The organism is Deinococcus sp., from assembly GCF_030523985.1.
Classification (GTDB): domain Bacteria; phylum Deinococcota; class Deinococci; order Deinococcales; family Deinococcaceae; genus Deinococcus.
On sequence record NZ_JAUNHK010000052.1, the window covers coordinates 1 to 19,337 of the forward strand.

A 19,337-nucleotide genomic window follows, 5' to 3' on the forward strand; every position below is an offset into this window, starting at 1 on the left:
GATTCCGTGGGGGCGGGGGCACTGCCCGACGCCGAGCAGTTTGGCGATAAGGGCGCACATACCCTCAACCACACGCTGGAAAAGGCCCCCGTGCCGCTCCCCAACCTCGCCCGCCTGGGCCTGGGACGCGTGCCGACGGTGCAGACTTCGGCCCAGACCATTCCCGCCGACGCGGACGTGGTGGGCGCATATGGGCGGATGCGCGAGGTCAGCCCAGGCAAAGACACCAGCACGGGCCACTGGGAATTTATGGGCGTGCAGCTTCAGCACCCGTTTCAGGTCTTCCCCGACGGCTTTCCGCCTGCCGTGATGGACAAATTCGACGCGGCGACGGGGCGCGGTCACCTGTGCAACCAGCCTTACAGCGGCACCGACGTGATTCGGGATTTCGGGGAAGAACACGTCAAGACGGGCTCTCCCATCGTGTACACCAGCGCTGACAGCGTGTTTCAGATTGCCGCGCATGAGGACGTGGTGCCGCTGGAAACGCTGTATGAATGGTGCAAAGCGGCCCGCGAGATTTTGCAGGGCGAATACGCCGTCGCCCGGGTGATTGCCCGTCCGTTTCGGGGCGAGCATCCCTTTGAGCGGGCCAACGAACACCGCAAAGATTTCTCGCTGACGCCGCCCCCCACCGTGCTGGACGCGATTAAGGCGGCGGGGCGGGACGTAGTGGGCATCGGCAAGATTCCCGACATCTACGCGGGCCAGGGGTTTACCGAAAGCATCCACACCGACGACAACGCTGACGGCATCCGCAAGACGCTGGCGCGGATGCAGGCGGGCGTGAACGGCCTGATTTTCACCAACTTGGTGGACACCGACGCCAAATTCGGGCACCGCCGCGACCCCGAGGGCTACAGCAACGCCCTGGCTGAATTTGACCGCGCCCTGCCCGACCTGCTGGCGGCGGTTCCTGGGGGCGGCACGCTCCTCATCCTGTCCGACCACGGCAACGACCCCACCTGGCACGGCACCGACCACACCCGCGAATACGGGCTGCTGCTGGCCTACCGCCCTGGCCTGGGTGCGCGGGATTTGGGCGAACGCGAAACCTTTGCCGACGTGGGGGCGACGGTGGCGGAAGCGCTGGGGGCGAGTTGGGACGGCCCCGGCACCTCCTTCTGGAAGCAGTTGCAATGACCCTGCCCGCGGCTGAGAATTTCGCCATGACCCTGACGCTGGGCGGGCGCTACGCCGGGCAACAGAACTGGGCCATTCACGGTGAGCGCGGTACGCTGACGGCCCGCGTGCAGACCGAGTTCGGCGGCGTGCTGCCGGAGGTGCGCCGGGTGCAGACCAGCCGGATGCACGCCCGCACCCTCAGCAGCCTGCACTATGCCGAGGGCGACGGCGGACGCGCCAGCTTCGAGACGAATTTCGACCACCGCGCCGGGGTCGTCACGCTGCGGCAGGGCCGCGACGAGGCGCAGACGCCACTGACCGTGGACCACCACGACCCGGTCAGTCTGCTGGTTTGGCTCCGCACCCTGGAAGGCCAGGAGCGGGCCGAGGCGCGGCTGACAGGCGGCAAAGCCCTTATTCAGCGCCTCGCGGACGTGGAGGTGGACGGGCAGAGCGCCTACGTCTACTTTCTGCGGCCCGGTGGGGCTTACGTGTATATCGAGCAAGCGGCCCCGCATCGGCTGCTGCGGCTGATTCAGCCCACCGACTTCGGCCCCATTGAAGCCAATCTAGGCATCAGCGCCCCACCCCGGCGGCAGAGCGGCGGCAAGGGGCGGCGGCGGGCCGGGTAAAGACGAAACTGTCGCCTTCCAGAGCAGGCAAAGCGGTTCTCATCGGAGCGTTTCCGCCGCCTCGTCTTTGCCCAGCGGCTCGAAGTGCGCCTTCAACACGTGGTAGGTGTTCTCCGCGACGTACAGGTGCCCCGGCTCACTCTCGTTGCGGGCCAGCACACGGGCCAGCGCTTCCTCGTCGGGCAGCGACAGGGCGTAGAGGCGAAATTCGGCCCCCACCTCTGCCGCCACCGCCCGCAAGTGGTCGCGCTCCGAGCGTTTCTAGGCCCCACCGTCCAGAATGACGTGCTGCCCGAGTTCCAGACACCGCCGCCAGCACGTTTCCAGCAGGCCGCGCACCCGTTCCTGGGCGGCGCGGTACTCGCTTTCTGGCGGGTCAATTCCATAAAGCGACACCATCCACTCGTCCGCCGAAAAGCGGATGCCGGGCAACTCGCGCTCCAGCCGCCGCGCCAGCGTGGTTTTGCCTGCGCCGATGTAACCGTGAAGGACGTGCAGGGTGCCGGGCATGGGGGCAGTCTAGGGGCTGGGACGTGTCTCTGCCCCGCCGCGCCTATCCTCTCCCCATGCAAGTGCTTCAAGGCCGTGAGGCCCGCGCCGCCCTGACCCGCAGCTTTTCGCAGATTCCCGTGCCCGACGCGGTGCTTTCGCGCATCGAACAGACTTTCGGGGAACGCCTGACTCCCGAGCAGGTCGTGGAACGCATCCTGACCGACGTGCGTGAGCGTGGCGACGACGCTCTGCGTGACTGGACGGAAAAACTGGACGGCAGCCGTCCCGACGCCCTGGAAGTGTCCGCCGCCGAACTGGAAGCCGCGCAGGTGGACCCCGACCTGCACGCCGCCATCCGCCTCGCCGCCGAGCGGGTGCGGGCCTTCTACGAGCAGCAGCCCGCGCACGGCTTTCTGGAACACGGGCCGGACGGGGCGCTGGGCCAGCTGGTGCGCCCGCTGGGACGGGTCGGCGTGTATGTGCCCGGTGGCCTCGCGCCGCTGATTTCCACCCTGATTCACACGGCGGTGCCCGCGCAGGTGGCGGGCGTGCCCGACATCGTGGTGACGACCCCGCCCGGCAAGGACGGTCAGGTTCACCCCGCGATTCTGGTGGCGGCCCGCGAACTCGGCCTCACGCGCATTTTCAAGGTGGGCGGTGCCCAGGCCATCGGCGCCCTCGCCTACGGCACCGCCAGCATTCCGGCGGTGGACAAGATTGCCGGGCCGGGCAACCTGTTCGTGGTGATCGCCAAGCGCATGGTGTACGGTCAGGCCGGAATCGAGAGCCTGCCGGGGCCGACCGAGACGCTGGTGGTGGCCGACGACTCTGCCGACCCGCGCTTTGTCGCCGCCGACCTGCTGGCCCAGGCCGAACACAACGGGGCCGAGCCGGTGCTGGTCTCTAACAGCCGTGAGTTGCTGCTGCGGGTGCAGACTGAACTCAACGAACAACTCGAAAACCTGCCCGAACCCAACCGCTCCTGGGCGCGGGATAGCGTGGACGCCCGCATGAAGGTCGTGCTGGCGAGTGACCTTTCCGAAGCGCTGGAGCTGGCGAACCTCTACGCCCCCGAACACCTCTGCCTGCTGACCCGCGACCCCTGGAGCCTGCTGGGACAGGTGCGGCGGGCGGGCGGCGTGTTCGTGGGCGAGGCCAGCATGGAAGCGCTGGGCGACTATGTGGCGGGGCCGAGCCACGTGATGCCCACCGGGGGCACCGCCCGCTTCATGAGTCCAGTGAACGTGCGCGACTTTCAGAACATCATCAGCGTGGTGGGCGTGAACGAGGAAACCCTGCGCCGCATCGGGCCTGCCGCCGCCACCCTCGCCCGCGCCGAGGGACTGGAAGCCCACGCCCGCGCCGTGGAAAGTCGGCTGAAATGACCCAGGTGCAGACCGACCCGGTCAGTCTGGTCATTCGCCGCCGCATTCGCCCGGGCAAGGAAGCCGAGTACGAAGTGCTGCTGGCCGAGGGCATCGCCATGCTTGCCCGTATGCCGGGGCACCGGGGAACCGGCATCGTGCGCCCCGCCACCGGAGACCGCGAATACACGCTGATGGCCCGCTTCGACGACGTGGACAGCGCCGCCGCCTGGGAACAGTCGCCCGAGCGCCTCGCCTGGCTCAGGCGCATGGACGCCGTGGTGGACGAACACGTCAGTTTCGAGCGGCAGCCGGGGCTGGACTTCTGGTTCACGCCGCCCGCCGCGCCCACGTTGCGCCAGCCTCCGCGCTGGAAAATGGCGCTGCTCACGCTGGGCGTGCTCTATCCGGTCAGCCTGGGCCTCAACTGGCTGCTGGGGCCGCACCTCGGACACTGGCCCCTGCCGCCCCGAGTACTGGTGCAGTCGTTGTTGGTCGTCGTCCTGATGACCTACCTGTTTATGCCACTGGCGACGCGGGCGGCGGCGGGGTGGCTGAGTGAGGGATAAAAGCGGCCAGCACTTGACCCGGCAGACTGAAAGGACATAGCGCACGACAAACGCGAGTTCCGGCGGAGGGTTACGGGCGACCTCGCCGCAGTCCTGCCGCCCCCGTCAGGCCCAGGCCCAGCAGACCCCAGGCCACCGGATTGGGCAGCGTCAGCCTGCCGACCTGTGTACAGGGGCCGTTTTCCGGGCGCACCTCGCAGCGCCTAGCAGAGAACAGGGCCGGGCGAGTGTCCACCGCCACCACCTCGCCGCCCGCCAGAAAGCTGTTTTGCACCCGCTCTACTCCTTTCAGGACAGGCCAACCCAGGCCCAGCGTCAGCAGCAGCGCCCACAGGCTCACCCGGCCCATGCGCCGCACCTGTTCGCCCCGACCCCGCGCCAGCCACAGCAGCAGCGTATTGAGTGCCAGCGCCGCCACCACCAGCGGATAACTGGGATGAGCACCGGGCATACGCTGGCCGCCGCAGAAAAAGCTGAACCCGCCCAGGCCATAGCCCACGCGGTCGGCGGGGCTATAGGGGCAGGGGCCGGAGTCGTTCCAACTGTGTCCCGCAAAGGACAACTCAAGCAGGGTCACGCCCCACAGCAGCAGCGCCCCCAGCAGGCAGAGGGCAGCCCAGACGGTCAGCAGGCGCGAGCGGGTCATGCGGGCAGTGTAGAGAAGAGGGTGGGCGGGAGCGTCCGCCGAAAAGTGAAGCCACCCACATCCTTGTATTCCGATGCCCCTTGCTTTACGATGCTTCTCAGGAGACATCGCATACCGATGCCTTTCATCGTCATGGAAAGGAGAACTATGGACGCACAGCAACTCAAAGGGCACCTTGACCTTCTGCTCCTCGCCACCCTGGAGGGCGGGCCGAGCTACGGTGGGCAAATCATCGCGGACGTGCAGGCGGCGACGGATGGCTATTTCAGCCTGCGCGAAGGCACGCTCTATCCAGCGCTGCACCGTCTGGAAAAGGCGGGCTGGATTCGCGGCGAGTTCCAGCAGCTCCCACGCGGCGGCTCTCCGGTCAAGGTCTATACCCTGACGCCAAGCGGCCTGGACGAACTGCGCGAGCAACGCGAAAAGTACGAGCGTTTCAGTGCTGCCGTGCGCGGCGTGATTGGAGGAACGGCATGAACGACACCGAGAAATTTTTGCGGGTCGCCACGCGGGGGCTGTGGGGAAAGGCCAGAAGGAACGCTGTTCTGGAGCTGCGCGGCGCAGTAGAGGACAAAATCTACCGCTACACCCTGCTGGGAATGACCACTCCCGAAGCCGAACGCGCCGCATTGCGTGATCTCGGTTCTCCCGCTGCCATTTCCCGTGAACTGAGCGCCGTCCACAGCGTGCCACAAGGGGCCAAAGTCGCGCTGTTTATCGTGCTGGCGAGCGCTCTGGGCCTGCAAGCTGCCGCCCAGATTCCAGCGGTGCGGGCCATGCCTACGCCGAGGGCTGAGCAGACTTATCTGGAAACGTTGTGCGACTACAGCCCCGCCGCCATTGCTAAAGCCCCGCCACAAATGGCCCAGTACAAGCGGCAGGAAGTCGAGCGACTCGGCAGCGCCGCCAAGGCCAAGGCCGACTGCCTCGCCATGCAGCCCAATCCGAACCGCTACCTGCGGCTGAGCGACTTGGTGGCGGCGTTGCGGGAAGGCGGCATGGGGGTGCTGAGTGCAGACAATGGCCTGGTAACGGTGAAGTTGCCTAATGGCGAATCACGCTCCGCCGACTTTTCACAGGACTCGCGGATGATTGGCGGAGAGTTCTACGCCCTCAAACACGTCACCCTGGAAAAGGTGTTGAGCCTGGTGGATGGCCCCGCCCGCCTAAGTGGCACGGTCAACCCGGTACTGACCATTGGCAGCGTCAAAGTGCAACTCGGAACGAAGGAAACCCCACTGGCAACGGGTGACCTCCTCGCTCCCTTGCTGCAAAGACAGCTCCTCGCCGAACTGGAGAAGGCCATCCCTCCCCAGGTCACGAACACGGCCCAGCAAGTCCGTTTGGCTTGGTTCGAGAGCGGAAATGGGGCAAGCCACCCCGACATGCTTGTGGCCGCCCCTGAAAACACGATGTACGCCACAGTGTCCAATGGGGATTTCCTGGCACCCGACAAAAACTGTTGCGGCATCACTGAGCGCTTCTACACGCTCGGCGTTGCGTCTGTGCGCCAGGGCAAACTGCCACAACCCATCGGTGTCGGTGAGGATGGGAAAGTTCTCTCCCCCACATTGTCCGCACACCTCAGGAACTCGTGCAGGCCAGCACCAAAAGGCAGCACGCCGCTCTGCTCTACCGCCTCGACACGTCCGACTTGAGAAATATCAGGTACCTGCCCGTGTCCCCGGACGAAGTGAAATTGCTCAAGGCCAGCTGGCAGAAATGAAGAGGGGGAGCGGGGGCGGGCAACCTCGTCTCCCTGCTCTCTGCTCTCTCCCACTCACCGCAGCAGACTCGCCCCGAATTCCGCCGCCGTCTTGCCGCCGAGGTCGTCTACCTCGTCCTTGCGGGTGGCCCAGGCCGGGAAGGGGTACTGCACCAGCATGGGGCTGGGCACGTCGGGCTGAGACACCAGCATGGTGCCGGGCTGCAAAATTCCGGCGCGGAGGCGAAAGCTCTGGGGCAGGAAGCGGTATTCGGGCCGCTCGGCTTCGGCCATGTCCAGCCGCCCGACCACGCGAATGGCGGCGTTGGACACGATGCGCCGCTCGACTTCGCTGGCAGTCTGCTGCGCCCCGATCAGGATGATGCCCAGAGAGCGTCCGCGCTCAGCGATTTCGAGCAGCACGTCCTTGATGGGGCTGTCGCCGTCGCGGGGGGCGTACTTGTTGAGTTCGTCCAGCACCACGAACACCGTATTTTGCCGCCCGTTTTTTTCCTTAAATTCAAAGACTTCGCGCAGCAGCACGCCCACCACGAACATCTGCGCGGGGCCGGACAGATTATGGATGTCCACCACGCTCAGCTGCTTGCCGCCCAGCAGGTTGGGGCGGTACTTGGCGGCCTCAGCTTCGGTCAGGTCGCCGCGCACCAACGGGGCCAGGTGCTTCTGCACCCCGCGCAGGCGGCGGGTAAAGGCCCGCAGCGTCCCCTGCGACTGGTTCAGCACCCATTTTTTGTCGCCCGCACCGTCGTTTTCTTCCAGCAGTTTGTATTCCAGATAAGAAATCAGATGGTCGAAGGTCTTGATCTGGATGCCGCCCATGTCGCCCCATTCGATGCCTTCGGGCACGTCGTCCTGCTCCTCGGGCCGCCAGTCGGTGACGGTCAGGTGCGTGCCGCTGCCGCTCTGGGCATTCGCCAACCGTGCCAGTTTCTCCTCCACGTTGCCGATGACGTAGCCGAGGTTCAGGCTCCCCGACGCATCCGAAAAGACGTAAGGGAGCATGCGGTGGGCGCAGAATTCGCGCAGGCTGAAGATGAAGGGCGTCACGCCGTCGCTGCGCTGGTCGGTGTGCGGCACGATGGCGGCCCCCGGCGCGGCGCTGCGGGGCGGGGCCAGAAACTGCGTGCTCGCGAAGGGCGCACGCGGCAGGCCCATCAGGGCGTAACGGTCTTGTGCGTACCCCTTTTCGGTCTGGGCCGCCGTTTCGCGCTCGCCAACGCGGTTGTTGGGTTTGTCCAGAAACAGCAGATCCTCGCCCTTGACGTTGAAGATGATGGCCCGGCCCGCCGCCGCCTCTGCGCCCATCACGCCGCTGGTAAAGATGGAATGCAGCAAAAACAGCGCGTAGCTGGTCTTGGTCGCCACACCCGAAATGCCGGAAATGTTGACGTGTCCGCCCGATTCGCCGTTGACGAACTTGAAGTTGATGGGCAGGGTCTGCCCGTCCGAGAGCAGGCCGCCGGGAAACTTGAGGCTCATCTTGTCGGCGCTGAGGGCCATGTCGAGCGCCGCGCCCGTCGCGTGCTGCACGGTATCACCCGGCTGCGGCGGAATGAACTGTTCGGGGGCCACCCGCGTGACCAGCACCCGCGCCGCGTAGCTGACCGACGCGGGCAGAATTCCCGCCACCACGTCCTCCACATCGCTCTCGAAAGCCACGCCCTCGTGCCGCTTGCGGACGTTGTCCACCTGACCGTAGAAGGTCACGGCCTTGCCGTCGGGCCGCTGGGTCTGCACCACCACCAGGTCGTCGAGGGCCACGTTCGCGCCGGGCGACACGGCAAACCAGAACTGGTTGGGGGTCACGTCCTCGGTGCCCAGCACGCGGCCTATGGGCGGGGCTTCGGGAGCTTGGGGGCGGGGGGTCAGTTTCATGTTTGCCATCTTCCGCTGTCCATCTTGCGTCATCGTCCGTTCCTCAGCCCTCGACTCGCCCGATTTCCCGCGCCAGGTGCCCACGAATGCGGCGGGTCACGAGTTCAGAGCTGCCCATCGCCCGGCTCATGGCGTGTTCGAGGGCGGCGGTCGGAATCAGGTTCTGCGGGGCGCGGGGGTCTTTGTGCGGCGCACTCGCCAGTCGGCACAGCAGCTTGCCGGAGAGGTTGGCGACCTTGCGGACAATCGGCGGCAGAAAATCCGGCTCGTCGGGTGCGTACATTTCCAGACGCATTACGCCGCTCATGGGATGCAGGTAAAACGGCGCTTCGCACAGCCGCACATACCAGGTAAAGCGGGTAAACCGCCCGCCGTTGTATTTCAGGTGCAGGATGGGGGTACGTTCTCCGGGGCGGAGTTCGGAGAGCAGGGCGGCGCGGTCGGGCGGCAGATACTGGGTCTGCATGGTCTTGACGCAGCCGACCACGGCCCCCCCCAGGTTTCTGGAGCGCAGGGTGCCGTCTTGCAGGGTCAGCGAGGTGAGTTCTTCGCGCTCGTCCGACTCGTCGAAGGGCACCTTGGAGGCCAGCGTGTGCGAAAGCCACTGCTCGGCGTTCAGCATGGCCTGCTGCACCATATGCAGCGGAGCCAGCGGGTCAGCCGTCTCGCACGCCAGCGGCAGGTATTCGAGGGTGCCCGTCTGCGGGTGGCGCGGCGAAAGGATGTAAGGGTCCACCTGCAACCCCGGAGCGTAGGCCAGCACCCGCTGCGCCCGCACTTCTTCCAGGGTGGCGGGCTGGGAACCGTGCGGACAGAGTTTAACGGCCCCCGCCACATAGGCCCCGAAGCCGCCCACGCCAGCGTTGCCCGCGTCGTCCTCGATGAAGATGCGCGACTCCATGCGCCGCCTGCCGTCCACGACGTACACCTCGCGCAATTTCTCGGGAATGGGCTTGGCGGGGACCGCCGCCCAGCGGGGGCTTTCCATATCGACCAGCTCACCCTCGAAGCCTTTCATCCCCAGTTGTCCGTCCAGAGTGTCTATAGGCCAGGGGTCCAGACGAATACGCATGGGCAAGATTGTACGGCACTCGGCATGTTCAGGGCGTATATCCCCAAAGCAAAAAGAGCCGAGGCCATCGTCCCGGCCCAGCGAGCAGCGGGCGTTACTGTTCTGCGCTCGCCTCTGCGCCGCTCAGTCGCCGCAACTCGGCTTCATCGGTGAGGGTCAGGCAGCGGTAGGCGGGGAGCAGCAGACCGTCGTCGCGCATTTCGCCGATCAGCTTGCTCACGCTTTCGCGGGTGGCTCCGGTGCCCTCGGCAATCAGTTCGTGGGTGGCCCGCACGAAACGCTGCCCGCCGGGGTGGACTCCGCCCAGACTCGAATCGGCCAGGCTGAGCAGGTAGCGGGCGATCCGCTCGCGCAGGTCGCCGTCCTGAACGTGAATGCCGTCGTTCATGGCCCGCTGAAGCTGGGTGCTGAGGCTGCGGGTCACGTCCCACAGGTCACGCACGCTGAGTTGTTCGACGTGCAGCGGCGTGACCACGGCGTCGGTCAGCGCGACGAGCTGGTGGGTGCGCGGCTGGGCGTGCAGGACTTCTTCGCCAAAAATGTCACCGGGCTGAATGTGGCGCACGGTGAGGGTGCGGCCCTGGGGGGTCAGGCGCACAGCCCGCAGCAGGCCCGATTCGAGGCGGTACAGGGTGAGCGACTGGTCACCCGCGTAGTAGAGCGTCTCGCCACGCCGGACGGCGCGGTGCTGGTCGGGAGCCGCATGGAGAGGCTGGGGAACTTGGGGCGTCGGAGTCATCGGAAACGGGGTCATGGGCAGCCTCCAGGAAAAGGGCAGATACGGTAAACCGCTTTACTTTTTACATTATCCTTGGATTGGATAAGACGGGTATGAGTCGGAACCTTTAGCTGGCTTGAAGACTGGAGAGCGAGGCTAGTCCGTCAGCACCTCCAGGCCGTCGAGCACCACGCTGGCATGGGCCTCGACCGTCAGGGCGTGGTCGTGGTTGTAGCCGCCCGCCATCATGGTCACGATGGGGACGCCCGCCGCCTGTGCCCAGGCAAACACGGCGCGGTTGCGTTCGCGCACGCCGTCCAGGGTCAGGGCAAAGCGCCCGAACCGGTCCCGCGCCAGCACGTCGGCCCCAGCGAGGTAGAGCAGCAGGTCGGGGCGGTAGGCGTCCAGCGCCGGAAGTGCTTGCCCGCGCAGCACGTCCAGATACTCGGCATCGTCTACGTCGTCGCCCAGGCCGAGGTCCAGCGAACTGCGCTCCTTGCGAAAAGGGTAGTTGCGTTCGCCGTGAATGCTGAGGGTGTAGGCCGTGCCCGCCGCCATTTCCGGCATCAGGATGCGGGCGGTGCCGTTGCCCTGGTGCACGTCCAGGTCGAGGGTCGCCACCCGCCGCGCCAGCCCCTTGTCGTGGGCCACCCGCGTCAGGATGGCGGCATCGTTGACCAGACAGAACCCCTCGGCGCGGTCGGCGAAGGCGTGGTGCGTGCCGCCCGCCAGATTCGCGCCCCAGCCTACGTTCAGCGCGTCGTGCAGGGCCGCCAGACTGCCGCCCGCCGCCCGCATGGCCCGCGTGACCACCTCGGGCGACCAGGGCAGCCCGAACTCGCGTTCCTCGCGCCTCTCCACCTCGCCCCGCCGCCAGCGCCGCAGCCACAGCGGGTCGTGGGCACGGGTCGCGTCGGCCCAGGTCAGTTGTGGCGTGGTCAGGATGGGCAGCAGACCGTCCAGCCGTTTTCGCACGCCTTCGTATTTGTAGTAGGGAAAGCGGTGACCGTCAGGCAGCGGGAAACCGAAGTCGGCGGGCGAGTAGGCGCGGTAAGGATGGGGCTGGCTCATAGTCCGGAGGGTAAAGGCTCGCGTGGCCCAAGTCTGTCACTGTCGCCCCCGCAATTCTTCCAGCAGCCAGAAGCCCACCGCGTCCAGCAGGCCCACGACCAGCAGGGTGCCGAGGCCGCCCAGAAAATCCTGCCGCCCGAACTGCATCGCCGCGCTGAAGATGCCGCCCAGATTGAGGCTGAGCAGCAGCAGAATCAGGAGTCCCAGGAGCACGTCTCAGTCTAAAGTCATGGGCCTGTGGCCTGGCGGGACAGAAAGCCGCGCACCCGTTACTCTGGGCAGTATGTCTATAGATAACTTGAGAATTTACCAGGCGAAAATGGCCCGCGAAGCCGCTCGCACGGTCACCCGCGACCCCAAGTGGCAGGAGGGCCGCGAATTTCCCGAAGTGTCGTTTCCCCCGGTCATCGTCCTGACGGGCGGCACCATGATTTCCGGGCGGATTGCCGGGCCGGACGGCTATAACGCCCGCCTGAGAAACGTGCTGCGGGCAGCTCAGGGCAGCGACCCCGACATCGTGCGCGGCCTGCTCGACATGTTTCCGGCACAGACGGTCTACAGCACCGAGCAACTCGACGCCCAGGACCCCGTGTACTTTGAGCATCTGTACCTGATTGACGTACGCACCTACCAGAGCCAGCGCACCTTCCACCTGCCCGCGCTCTCGATTCGCTTCGACGCCATCGACGGCTGGAACATCGGGGAATTGCCCGAGTAAACCGGGTTCCTTGCTCAGTCCGCGTTCAGCAGCTCCAGCAATTCGGCGTGCAGGGGGCCGTTCGTCGCCACGATGGTTTCGCCGTAGGGGGTGGGCTGCCCCGACAGGTCGGACACCTCCCCGCCCGCCTCACGCACGATGAGCGCCCCCGCCGCCACGTCCCAGCGCTGCACCCCGATTTCCCAGTAGGCGTCCATGCGCCCGCAGGCCACGTTGCACAGGTCAAGGGCAGCGGCTCCGGGACGGCGCACGGGGATGCCGCGCCGCAGCAGCTTGGCGACATGAACCAGATTGCGCTCGCCCGACGTGTCGTAGGGAAACCCGGTGGCGATCAGCGGCGGCGCAGACAGGCTAGGCACGGCGCTGGTCTGAAGGCGCTGCCCGTTCAGGAAGGCCCCGCCCCCCCGGCTGGCGGTAAACAGTTCGTCGCGGCCTGGGTCATAGACGGCACCCACCACTGCCTCGCCCTGGTATTCCAACGCCACCGACGCGCAGAAGACCGGGTAGCCGTGGGCAAAGTTGACCGTGCCGTCCAGTGGGTCGATGACCCAGCGCCAGTCGCCCGTACCCGTCTCGCCCTCTTCCTCGCCCAGAATGGCGTGCGTGGGAAAGGCGGCGGCAATCACCTGCCGGATGGCCTGCTCCGCTTCGGCGTCGGCCACCGTGACCAGGTCGGCAGGACTGGACTTGGTGCCCACGCCCGTCAGTTGCCCCAGATGGCGCAGGTGAATGGCCCCGGCAGCGCGGGCCGCCGCCACCGCTGTGGCGAGGGCCTGGGCCTGGGTGGGGTCGGTGGGCAGGGCAGGGTTCAGGTCGGGCGAGGTCATGCGGGCAGCATAACGGCCAGCCATACGACAGCCCGCCCCATGACAGCGGGTCGCACGTCGCTCTGGCGCTATCTTTGCCGCCGTGACCCCGCCCCCGCACGCTCCTGACCACCGCGCTCCCTGGCGGCGCTGGTTGGGCGACCTCATTTTCGGCCTGTCCACCCCCGCCGCCCGCAACTACGACAAAGTGCTGATTGTCCTGATCGTGGCGTCGGTGCTGGCGGTCATGCTCGAAAGCGTCTCGGGGCTGCCCCCCCTGACCCGCCGGGGCTTGCGCTGGGCCGAGTGGGTCTTCACGGTGCTGTTCACCCTCGACTATCTGGGGCGGCTGCTGGCGGCGCGGCGGCCGCTGCACTACGCCCTGAGTTTCTACGGTCTGGTGGACTTGCTGACCATCTTGCCGTCGTACCTCAGCCTGCTGTTTCCGGGTACGCAATACCTGCTGGTGGTGCGGGCGCTGCGGCTGCTGCGGGTGTTCCGGGTCTTCAAACTCGCCCGCTACTCCGACCAGGCGGCGCTGATCGGCGAGGCACTTCAGGCCAGCCGCGAGAAGATCATCGTCTTTTTCATCTCGGTGCTGTCTATGGTCATCGTGTTCGGCACGTTGCTGTACATGGTCGAAGGCCCGCAGCACGGCTTTACCTCCATTCCGACCAGCATCTACTGGGCGGTCGTGACCGTCACCACTGTCGGCTACGGCGACATCTCGCCCAAGACGGGCCTGGGCAAATTCATCGCCACCCTCGCCATGCTGTCGGGCTACGCCATCATCGCCGTGCCCACGGGCATCGTCACCGTCGGCCTTCAGGAAGCCCGCGAAGCCCGCCGGGGCCGGGTCTGCTCCCAGTGCGGGCTGAGCAAACACGACACCGACGCCCAGTTCTGCAAACGCTGCGGCGAGAATCTGCCGGGGTAAGAAGGCGCAACCTCTCGTGGGGGCAGAGCGTGGTGACTGCTACGCTGAAGAAAGATGATTGACCGCTATCTGACGCCCGAAATGAAAGTCCTCTGGAGCGAAGCCAACAAGTACCGCGCCTGGCTCAAGGTCGAACTGAGCGCGATGCAGGCGCAGGCCCAGCACGGCGAAGTGCCGCAGGAAGCCTTCGAGGTGCTGACCCGCAAGAGCGCCGCCGACCCCCTGGACGACGCCTTTGCCGAAAAAGTGGCCGAAATCGAGGCCGTCACCCGTCACGACATCGTCGCCTTTACCCGCGCCCTGACCGAGCGCTACGGCGAGGAAGCCCGCTTCATTCACCACGGCCTGACGAGCACCGACGTGGTGGACACCGCCCAAAACCTGCTGCTGGACGAGGCGCTGACCATCATCATCGCCGACGTGCAGGCGCTGCGCGACGTGTGCCGCACCCAGGCCGCCGCCCACAAGCACACGCCCACGGTGGGCCGCACCCACGGCATCCACGCCGAGCCGATGACCTTCGGCCTCAAGTTCCTGAACTGGATGGCGACCTTAGACCGCGACCTCGAACGCCTCGAAGCCGCCCGCCAGCGCATTCGGGTCGTGATGCTGTCGGGGTCGGTGGGCACTTACGCCCACGTGTCGCCGCGCATCGAGGAAGAAGTGGCGGCGAGCTGGGGCTGGCAGGCCGCGCCCGTCACCAACCAGACCCTCGCCCGTGACCGTCACGCCGAGGTGCTGGCCGCCCTCGCCATCCTGGGCAGCACGCTCGAACGCATCGCCGTCGAAATTCGCCACCTGCAACGCAGCGAAGTGCGCGAGGCGATGGAACCGTTCGGCAAGGGGCAGACGGGCAGCAGCTCCATGCCTCACAAGAAAAACCCCATCCTGACCGAGAACGTGACCGGATTTGCCCGCCTGCTGCGCGGCTTCCTGGTCACGGGGCTGGAAAACGTGGCGCTGTGGCACGAGCGCGACATCTCGCACTCCAGCGCCGAACGCGTGATTCTGCCCGACGCCACCGCCGGAGCGAGCTACGCCACCCGCCGCCTGACCGGGGTGCTGCGCGACCTGGTGGTCTTCCCCGACCGGATGCTCAAAAACCTCAACGACCTGGGCGGACTGGTGTTCTCGCAGCGCGTGCTGCACGCCCTGATCGACGACAAGGGGATGATGCGCGAGGCGGCCTACGGCATCGTGCAGCGCAACGCCCTCAAGTCCTGGGAAACCGGCGAGGGCCTGCGCGACCTGCTGAAAGCCGACCCCGAAAGCCCGCTCAGCGACAGCGAACTCGACGCCGCCTTCGATTTGCAGTGGTATCTGCGGCATGTGGACGATATTTACGCCCGCTTCGGGATGTGATACGGAACTGGGCTTTACTCCGCACATCCGAGGAAAGCGCCCGAATGTGCTCTGCTGCGCAGCTTTGCAAGTCCGCGTCGCCCAGCCCCGCTTTTTCTTCTTCTCGCTCTGCTCGGAAAAATAGCTTGGATGCCCAAACTATTTTTCGAAGCCGTATGATGACGATTCCAGCCTGACAGGGGCGAAAGGAGAGCGCGTTCGGGAAATCTCACCGAACGCGCTTTCCTTTCACCAGAAGCTTTCTAGGCCGTCAGGCGTTTTTCCTCCTGCACCACCAGCGTCGTGCCCTCCACGCCGACGATGCGAACCGCTGTCCCGGCGGGCAGTTCGGGGCCACGCGCCCGCCAGTCGCTGTCGCCCACCCGCACACGGCCCAGGCCGTTGTGGATAGGCACCACCACCGTCACGGTGCGGCCCACCAGACGTTGAGCGCCGGTGTTGATGCCCTCGCCTTCACTGCCCCCCAGCGCCAGCCGGGAAACGTAGCGGCGGCCCAGCCACACGGCGACCACGCTCAGGCCCGCAAACAGCAGGAGTTGGCTGGGAACGTCCATGAAGGGAAGCACGAAGGTCAGCAGGCCGACCCCGAAGGCCGACAGCGCCAGCCACACGAAGAACACGCCCGGCGCGGCGACTTCCAGCATCAGCAGGATGGCCCCCAGCACCCACCAATGCCAGGGGTGAACGGATTGCCAGGTGGGAACCCAGTCGGGCACGGCTTACTCCTGTCTCCGGGGCAGCGTGGCAGGCACGACCTGGGCCTCGGGCTGACGCAGAGGCTGCACGGGCACGGGCTGGGCAGGGCGGGGCATTTGGGGCATGGGCGCGGGGTGACTGGAGCCGCCCCCGAAGGCTTCCTTGGCGACTTCGGCAATGCCTTGCAAGCTCCCCAGCACGCTGGTGGCCTCGATAGGCAGAATCAACGTCTTCTGGTTGGGTGCGCTCGCCACGTCGCGCAGCGCTTCGACGTACTGCTGGGCGATGAAGTAGTTGACCGCCTGCACGTTGCCTGCCGAAATCGCCTGGCTGACCACGCGGGTCGCCTCGGCTTCGGCCTGGGCGCGGCGCTCACGGGCTTCGGCTTCCATGAAGGCAGCCTGTTTTTCACCCTCGGCCTTGAGCACGGCGGCCTGCTTCTCGCCGTCGGCCTTCAGAATCGCGGCCTGACGGAAGCCCTCGGCGTCGAGGATGTTGGCGCGTTTTTCACGCTCGGCCTTCATCTGCCGGGCCATGCTCGCCACGAGGTCGGCGGGCGGCTTGATGTCCTTGACCTCAATGCGCGTGACCTTGACGCCCCACGGCTCCGTGGCCTCGTCCACCACGGTCAGCAACCTTGCGTTGATGGTGTCGCGGTTGGAGAGCAGTTCGTCGAGGTCCATGCTGCCCGTCACGGTGCGAATGTTGGTCATGGTGAGGTTCAGCACCGCCAGTTCCAGATTGCGTACCTCGTAGCTCGCTTTGGCGGCGTCGAGCACCTGATAAAAGACCACCGCGTCCACCGTGACCAGCGCGTTGTCCTTGGTGATGATTTCCTGGCTGGGCACGTCGAAGACCTGCTCCATCATGTTGACCTTGCGCCCAATCTGGTCGATGTACGGAATGATGAGGTTCAGGCCCGGTTTGAGGGTGCGCTGAAACTTGCCGAAGCGCTCCTGCGTCCACTCGTTGCCCTGCGGCACGCTCTTGATGCCTGCGAACAGGGTGATGATGACGAGCAGCAGCAGCACGACCACGAAGATGGTAAATCCCATAAATTCGCCTCCTTACTCAGCGTTACGAGGAAGGGGGGTCGAAGGTTCCAGCCGGCACCCGGCCCCCTCGCGCCTCCTTCTCGCTGAGCGTCTGGGCCGACTGTTCGAGGTCCAGGCGGAGCATCACGGTGCGCGCCGCCGATTCTTGGACCTCGCCCCTCAGCATGGCTTGGCCCAGCATTCGGCGCTGGGCGGGAAAGTCGTCGGCGGGCGCGGTCTTGGCGGTGCGGTACGCCTGCACCAGTTCCTCTTTTTCCTGCGCGGCGTCCCCTGAGGTGTCTATGCGGAGCCGGCGTGAGAGCAGCGGCAGCGTCGCCCCCTGCACCAGCAGCGTGGTGATGGTCACGATGAAGGCCACCGTCTGAATGACGGCCCGCCCCGGAAAGGGTTCGCCGTTTTCCAGGGTCAGCGGCACACCCGCCGCCGCCGCCAGCGTGATGATGCCGCGCATCCCCGTCCAGCCGATCAGCACGTTCTCGCGGCCCGTCAGCAACTCGGGCTGACGCGGTACACCCCCGCGTTGTCCCCGGCGAACACGCAGCTTCCCGAACCACGCCAGCACACGCGGGTGAAAGACCGCCAGCGCCCAGACCATCCGCACCAGCATGATGAGCGCCGTGACCGCCAGCCCGACCAGCAGCGTGTGACCGAACGGCTCGCCCGAGGCCCGCAGGTCGTCCAGCACGAAACGCAGTTGCAGGCCCATGTACGCGAACACGAAGGCTTCGAGCAGCGTGTCCACCACCGGCCAGAACTGGCTTTCCTGAAGGCGGGTGCGGTAGGTGTAGCGGTGGATGACGCGGGGGTCGTAGAGCGTGTTCAGACTCACGCAAAAGGCCGCCGCCACCACCGCCAGAATGCCTGACGCGTGAAAGACTTCGGCGCTGAGGTAAGCCGCGAAAGGCAGGATGAACCCGAAAGCCGTCTCGAGCTGCGCCTGCTGCATCCGGCTGCGCACCGCATTGCTGACCGCGCCCAGCAGCGTGCCCACCGCCAGTCCCACCACAGCCTGATACAGAAACAGCAGCACCGGGTTTTCACTGACCACATGCTGGTGCGCCACGGCATTGAGCGCCAGCGCGAACAGGGTCAGGGCGATGGCGTCGTTGACGAGGCTTTCGCCTATCAGGATGCTCTGCACGCGCCGGGTCAGCCCGTATTCGCGCCCGTGACTTACAGTGGTCACGGTATCGGGCGGCGACACCACCGAGGCGAGCACGAAGGCCATGCTCAGCCCCAGCGAGGGCAGCAGCCAGTGCGTAAAGTACGCCCCGACGAGCGTGGTGACCACCACCAGCCCCACGCCCAGCGCCAGAATGGGTTGCAGATTGCGCCTGAATTGCCCGATGGACGTGTTGTACGCCGCCGAGTACAGCAGAGGCGGCACCACCAAGCCCAGAATGACTTCGGGCGGCAGTTGCAAGCGCGGCAGCCCCGGAATGAACGACACCGCCGAGGCCAGCAGCACGATGACCAGACCGGGCTGAATATGCCTGCGGTGCGCGATACCCGCTATCGCCAGCGCACCCAGCATGATGAGGAGAGGAAAGGCGAGGCTCATGGAAAAACTTATACCGATTCCAACGCGGGGAAGTGGAGCACAGTGGGGTGGAGCGACATAGACCCGCTCAGGCCAAAAGCCCGCGCCGCGTCCTAGACTCCGGGCGTGCCGCTGCCGCTTGTCGAACTCGAACACGCCCACGTCGTCGCCGGGGGGCAAACCCTGCTGCAAGACGTATCGCTGACCGTGCATCCCGGCGAGGCGCTGCGGCTCTCTGGGCCGAACGGGGGCGGCAAAACCACGCTGCTGCGGCTCCTGGCGGGCGAGGTCGCTCCGGTGGGCGGGACGCGGCGCTACGCCCTGAAGGGTGAGCGGCAGCCCTCGGCGGTGCAGGCGCGGCGCACCCTGAGCGTGGTGGGACCGGACGCCGAAGCCTTTTACCTGACCCGCGACTGGGAACAGACCGTGCGCGACGTGCTGCTGGCGGGGGCCGAAGGCGAAAGCCTGCGCCTGTGGGAACCCGACGCCGCGCAACTGGCCTGCCTGAGAAGGGTCGCGGCGCTGACCCGCGTAGAGCCCTTGCTGGAGCGCGATTTCCGCACCCTCTCGCACGGACAGCGGCGGCGGGTGCTGCTGGCCCGCGCCCTGATGCCCCAGCCCGCGCTGCTGCTGCTCGACGAATTTACCGACGGCCTGAGCGAATCCGCCCGCGCCGAACTGGGCGAGGTGCTGCGCGAGGTTCACGCCTCGGGTGTGGCGCTGGTCCTGGCGACCCATCGGCCCGAGGAAGTGCCGGAAGTGGGGTGGCGGACGGTTTGGGTGGAAGGGGGAAGGGTGCAGATGGCGGAGGGCAGAGGGCAGAGGGCAGAAGGCAAAACGATGCTCAGGCTCCCGCCATCCGCTATCAGCCATCCGCCATCCGCGCTCGTCCAGCTTCACCACGCCGAGGTGTTCCGCAACGGCCACCGCGCC

Annotated in this window: 20 protein-coding genes and 1 pseudogene; 10 read left to right on the forward strand and 11 right to left on the reverse strand. The window is 66.4% G+C overall.

The features are described from left to right. Window positions 1–1,143, forward strand: a 1,143-nt coding sequence (locus Q4C89_RS08930) for a phosphopentomutase (protein WP_303102258.1), incomplete at its 5' end; no start/stop codon positions are given. After that, a complete protein-coding gene (locus tag Q4C89_RS08935; RefSeq protein WP_303102259.1) occupies window positions 1,140–1,757 on the forward strand; it encodes a hypothetical protein in 618 nt (205 codons plus the stop codon). The genes Q4C89_RS08930 and Q4C89_RS08935, both read left to right, overlap by 4 nt. Before the next feature lie 39 nt (window positions 1,758–1,796). Here the strand turns inward: Q4C89_RS08935 and Q4C89_RS15150 are convergent. After that, a pseudogene (locus Q4C89_RS15150) lies at window positions 1,797–2,267 on the reverse strand (AAA family ATPase). A gap of 56 nt (window positions 2,268–2,323) precedes the next feature. On the opposite strand from Q4C89_RS15150, the gene hisD reads away from it, so the two are divergent. Next, the gene (gene hisD, locus Q4C89_RS08950) at window positions 2,324–3,634 is read left to right on the forward strand and encodes a histidinol dehydrogenase (RefSeq protein ID WP_303102262.1); all 1,311 of its coding nucleotides are present in this window, start codon (window positions 2,324–2,326) and stop codon (window positions 3,632–3,634) included. Beyond that, complete coding sequence (locus Q4C89_RS08955) at window positions 3,631–4,182, forward strand: antibiotic biosynthesis monooxygenase (RefSeq protein ID WP_303102263.1); 552 nt, start codon at window positions 3,631–3,633, stop codon at window positions 4,180–4,182. Before hisD ends, Q4C89_RS08955 begins: the two co-directional genes overlap by 4 nt. Window positions 4,183–4,252: 70 nt before the next feature. Here the strand turns inward: Q4C89_RS08955 and Q4C89_RS08960 are convergent, their stop codons facing one another. After that, the gene (locus Q4C89_RS08960) at window positions 4,253–4,828 is read right to left on the reverse strand and encodes a hypothetical protein (RefSeq protein WP_303102264.1); all 576 of its coding nucleotides are present in this window, start codon (window positions 4,826–4,828) and stop codon (window positions 4,253–4,255) included. A gap of 147 nt (window positions 4,829–4,975) precedes the next feature. On the opposite strand from Q4C89_RS08960, the gene Q4C89_RS08965 reads away from it, so the two are divergent. Both Q4C89_RS08965 and Q4C89_RS08970 read left to right on the forward strand, forming a co-directional pair. Continuing rightward, entirely contained in the window at window positions 4,976–5,305 is a 330-nt protein-coding gene (locus tag Q4C89_RS08965; protein WP_303102265.1) for a PadR family transcriptional regulator, read from the forward strand. Further along, complete coding sequence (locus Q4C89_RS08970; RefSeq protein WP_303102266.1) at window positions 5,302–6,486, forward strand: permease prefix domain 1-containing protein; 1,185 nt, start codon at window positions 5,302–5,304, stop codon at window positions 6,484–6,486. Before Q4C89_RS08965 ends, Q4C89_RS08970 begins: the two co-directional genes overlap by 4 nt. 122 nt (window positions 6,487–6,608) lie before the next feature. Here the strand turns inward: Q4C89_RS08970 and Q4C89_RS08975 are convergent, their stop codons facing one another. The 5 genes from Q4C89_RS08975 to Q4C89_RS08995 all read right to left on the reverse strand — a co-directional run bounded on the left by Q4C89_RS08975 (window position 6,609) and on the right by Q4C89_RS08995 (window position 11,503). Further along, window positions 6,609–8,429: an ATP-binding protein gene (locus tag Q4C89_RS08975; RefSeq protein WP_303102267.1), complete on the reverse strand. Its 1,821-nt coding sequence runs from the start codon at window positions 8,427–8,429 to the stop codon at window positions 6,609–6,611. A gap of 43 nt (window positions 8,430–8,472) precedes the next feature. Beyond that, the gene (locus tag Q4C89_RS08980; protein WP_303102268.1) at window positions 8,473–9,501 is read right to left on the reverse strand and encodes a DNA double-strand break repair nuclease NurA; all 1,029 of its coding nucleotides are present in this window, start codon (window positions 9,499–9,501) and stop codon (window positions 8,473–8,475) included. A 94-nt stretch (window positions 9,502–9,595) separates the two neighbouring features. Next, on the reverse strand, window positions 9,596–10,240 hold the full coding sequence (locus Q4C89_RS08985) for a Crp/Fnr family transcriptional regulator (protein ID WP_303102279.1): 645 nt from the start codon (window positions 10,238–10,240) through the stop codon (window positions 9,596–9,598). Window positions 10,241–10,375: 135 nt separating this feature from the next. Continuing rightward, window positions 10,376–11,290, reverse strand: a complete 915-nt coding sequence (locus tag Q4C89_RS08990; RefSeq protein ID WP_303102269.1) for a histone deacetylase — start codon at window positions 11,288–11,290, stop codon at window positions 10,376–10,378. Window positions 11,291–11,326: 36 nt separating this feature from the next. Further along, on the reverse strand, window positions 11,327–11,503 hold the full coding sequence (locus tag Q4C89_RS08995) for a hypothetical protein (RefSeq protein WP_303102270.1): 177 nt from the start codon (window positions 11,501–11,503) through the stop codon (window positions 11,327–11,329). 70 nt (window positions 11,504–11,573) lie between these two features. Between Q4C89_RS08995 and Q4C89_RS09000 the strand changes: the two genes are divergently transcribed. Beyond that, entirely contained in the window at window positions 11,574–12,008 is a 435-nt protein-coding gene (locus Q4C89_RS09000; protein WP_303102271.1) for a hypothetical protein, read from the forward strand. Between the two features lie 14 nt (window positions 12,009–12,022). Here Q4C89_RS09000 and Q4C89_RS09005 read toward each other — a convergent pair whose 3' ends face one another. Beyond that, window positions 12,023–12,835 (reverse strand): inositol monophosphatase family protein, encoded by an 813-nt coding sequence (locus tag Q4C89_RS09005; RefSeq protein WP_303102272.1) that lies wholly within the window; start codon window positions 12,833–12,835, stop codon window positions 12,023–12,025. A gap of 82 nt (window positions 12,836–12,917) precedes the next feature. On the opposite strand from Q4C89_RS09005, the gene Q4C89_RS09010 reads away from it, so the two are divergent. Both Q4C89_RS09010 and purB read left to right on the forward strand, forming a co-directional pair. Continuing rightward, the gene (locus tag Q4C89_RS09010) at window positions 12,918–13,751 is read left to right on the forward strand and encodes an ion transporter (RefSeq protein ID WP_303102273.1); all 834 of its coding nucleotides are present in this window, start codon (window positions 12,918–12,920) and stop codon (window positions 13,749–13,751) included. A 54-nt stretch (window positions 13,752–13,805) separates the two neighbouring features. Beyond that, complete coding sequence (gene purB / locus Q4C89_RS09015) at window positions 13,806–15,113, forward strand: adenylosuccinate lyase (protein WP_303102274.1); 1,308 nt, start codon at window positions 13,806–13,808, stop codon at window positions 15,111–15,113. A gap of 242 nt (window positions 15,114–15,355) precedes the next feature. Here purB and Q4C89_RS09020 read toward each other — a convergent pair whose 3' ends face one another. From Q4C89_RS09020 to Q4C89_RS09030, 3 genes are read right to left on the reverse strand one after another with little or no spacing between them, the layout of a single operon-like run. Further along, window positions 15,356–15,829: an NfeD family protein gene (locus tag Q4C89_RS09020; RefSeq protein WP_303102275.1), complete on the reverse strand. Its 474-nt coding sequence runs from the start codon at window positions 15,827–15,829 to the stop codon at window positions 15,356–15,358. 3 nt (window positions 15,830–15,832) lie between these two features. Further along, window positions 15,833–16,864: an SPFH domain-containing protein gene (locus tag Q4C89_RS09025; protein ID WP_303102276.1), complete on the reverse strand. Its 1,032-nt coding sequence runs from the start codon at window positions 16,862–16,864 to the stop codon at window positions 15,833–15,835. Window positions 16,865–16,886: 22 nt separating this feature from the next. Then, window positions 16,887–18,425: a sodium:proton antiporter gene (locus Q4C89_RS09030; protein ID WP_303102277.1), complete on the reverse strand. Its 1,539-nt coding sequence runs from the start codon at window positions 18,423–18,425 to the stop codon at window positions 16,887–16,889. Between the two features lie 105 nt (window positions 18,426–18,530). Here Q4C89_RS09030 and Q4C89_RS09035 point away from each other — a divergent pair. Beyond that, window positions 18,531–19,337 (forward strand): ATP-binding cassette domain-containing protein (locus Q4C89_RS09035; RefSeq protein WP_303102278.1); only part of this gene is annotated, 807 nt, incomplete at its 3' end.

What these genes read in the sequence shown, in the direction of transcription:
- Q4C89_RS08935 (WP_303102259.1), top strand. Translation starts at nt 1,140, where the DNA reads ATGACCCTGCCCGCGGCTGAGAATTTCGCCATGACCCTGACGCTGGGC.
- hisD (WP_303102262.1), top strand. Translation starts at nt 2,324, where the DNA reads ATGCAAGTGCTTCAAGGCCGTGAGGCCCGCGCCGCCCTGACCCGCAGC.
- Q4C89_RS08955 (WP_303102263.1), top strand. Translation starts at nt 3,631, where the DNA reads ATGACCCAGGTGCAGACCGACCCGGTCAGTCTGGTCATTCGCCGCCGC.
- Q4C89_RS08960 (WP_303102264.1), bottom strand. Translation starts at nt 4,828, where the DNA reads ATGACCCGCTCGCGCCTGCTGACCGTCTGGGCTGCCCTCTGCCTGCTG.
- Q4C89_RS08965 (WP_303102265.1), top strand. Translation starts at nt 4,976, where the DNA reads ATGGACGCACAGCAACTCAAAGGGCACCTTGACCTTCTGCTCCTCGCC.
- Q4C89_RS08970 (WP_303102266.1), top strand. Translation starts at nt 5,302, where the DNA reads ATGAACGACACCGAGAAATTTTTGCGGGTCGCCACGCGGGGGCTGTGG.
- Q4C89_RS08975 (WP_303102267.1), bottom strand. Translation starts at nt 8,429, where the DNA reads ATGAAACTGACCCCCCGCCCCCAAGCTCCCGAAGCCCCGCCCATAGGC.
- Q4C89_RS08980 (WP_303102268.1), bottom strand. Translation starts at nt 9,501, where the DNA reads ATGCGTATTCGTCTGGACCCCTGGCCTATAGACACTCTGGACGGACAA.
- Q4C89_RS08985 (WP_303102279.1), bottom strand. Translation starts at nt 10,240, where the DNA reads ATGACTCCGACGCCCCAAGTTCCCCAGCCTCTCCATGCGGCTCCCGAC.
- Q4C89_RS08990 (WP_303102269.1), bottom strand. Translation starts at nt 11,290, where the DNA reads ATGAGCCAGCCCCATCCTTACCGCGCCTACTCGCCCGCCGACTTCGGT.
- Q4C89_RS09000 (WP_303102271.1), top strand. Translation starts at nt 11,574, where the DNA reads ATGTCTATAGATAACTTGAGAATTTACCAGGCGAAAATGGCCCGCGAA.
- Q4C89_RS09005 (WP_303102272.1), bottom strand. Translation starts at nt 12,835, where the DNA reads ATGACCTCGCCCGACCTGAACCCTGCCCTGCCCACCGACCCCACCCAG.
- purB (WP_303102274.1), top strand. Translation starts at nt 13,806, where the DNA reads ATGATTGACCGCTATCTGACGCCCGAAATGAAAGTCCTCTGGAGCGAA.
- Q4C89_RS09025 (WP_303102276.1), bottom strand. Translation starts at nt 16,864, where the DNA reads ATGGGATTTACCATCTTCGTGGTCGTGCTGCTGCTGCTCGTCATCATC.
- Q4C89_RS09030 (WP_303102277.1), bottom strand. Translation starts at nt 18,425, where the DNA reads ATGAGCCTCGCCTTTCCTCTCCTCATCATGCTGGGTGCGCTGGCGATA.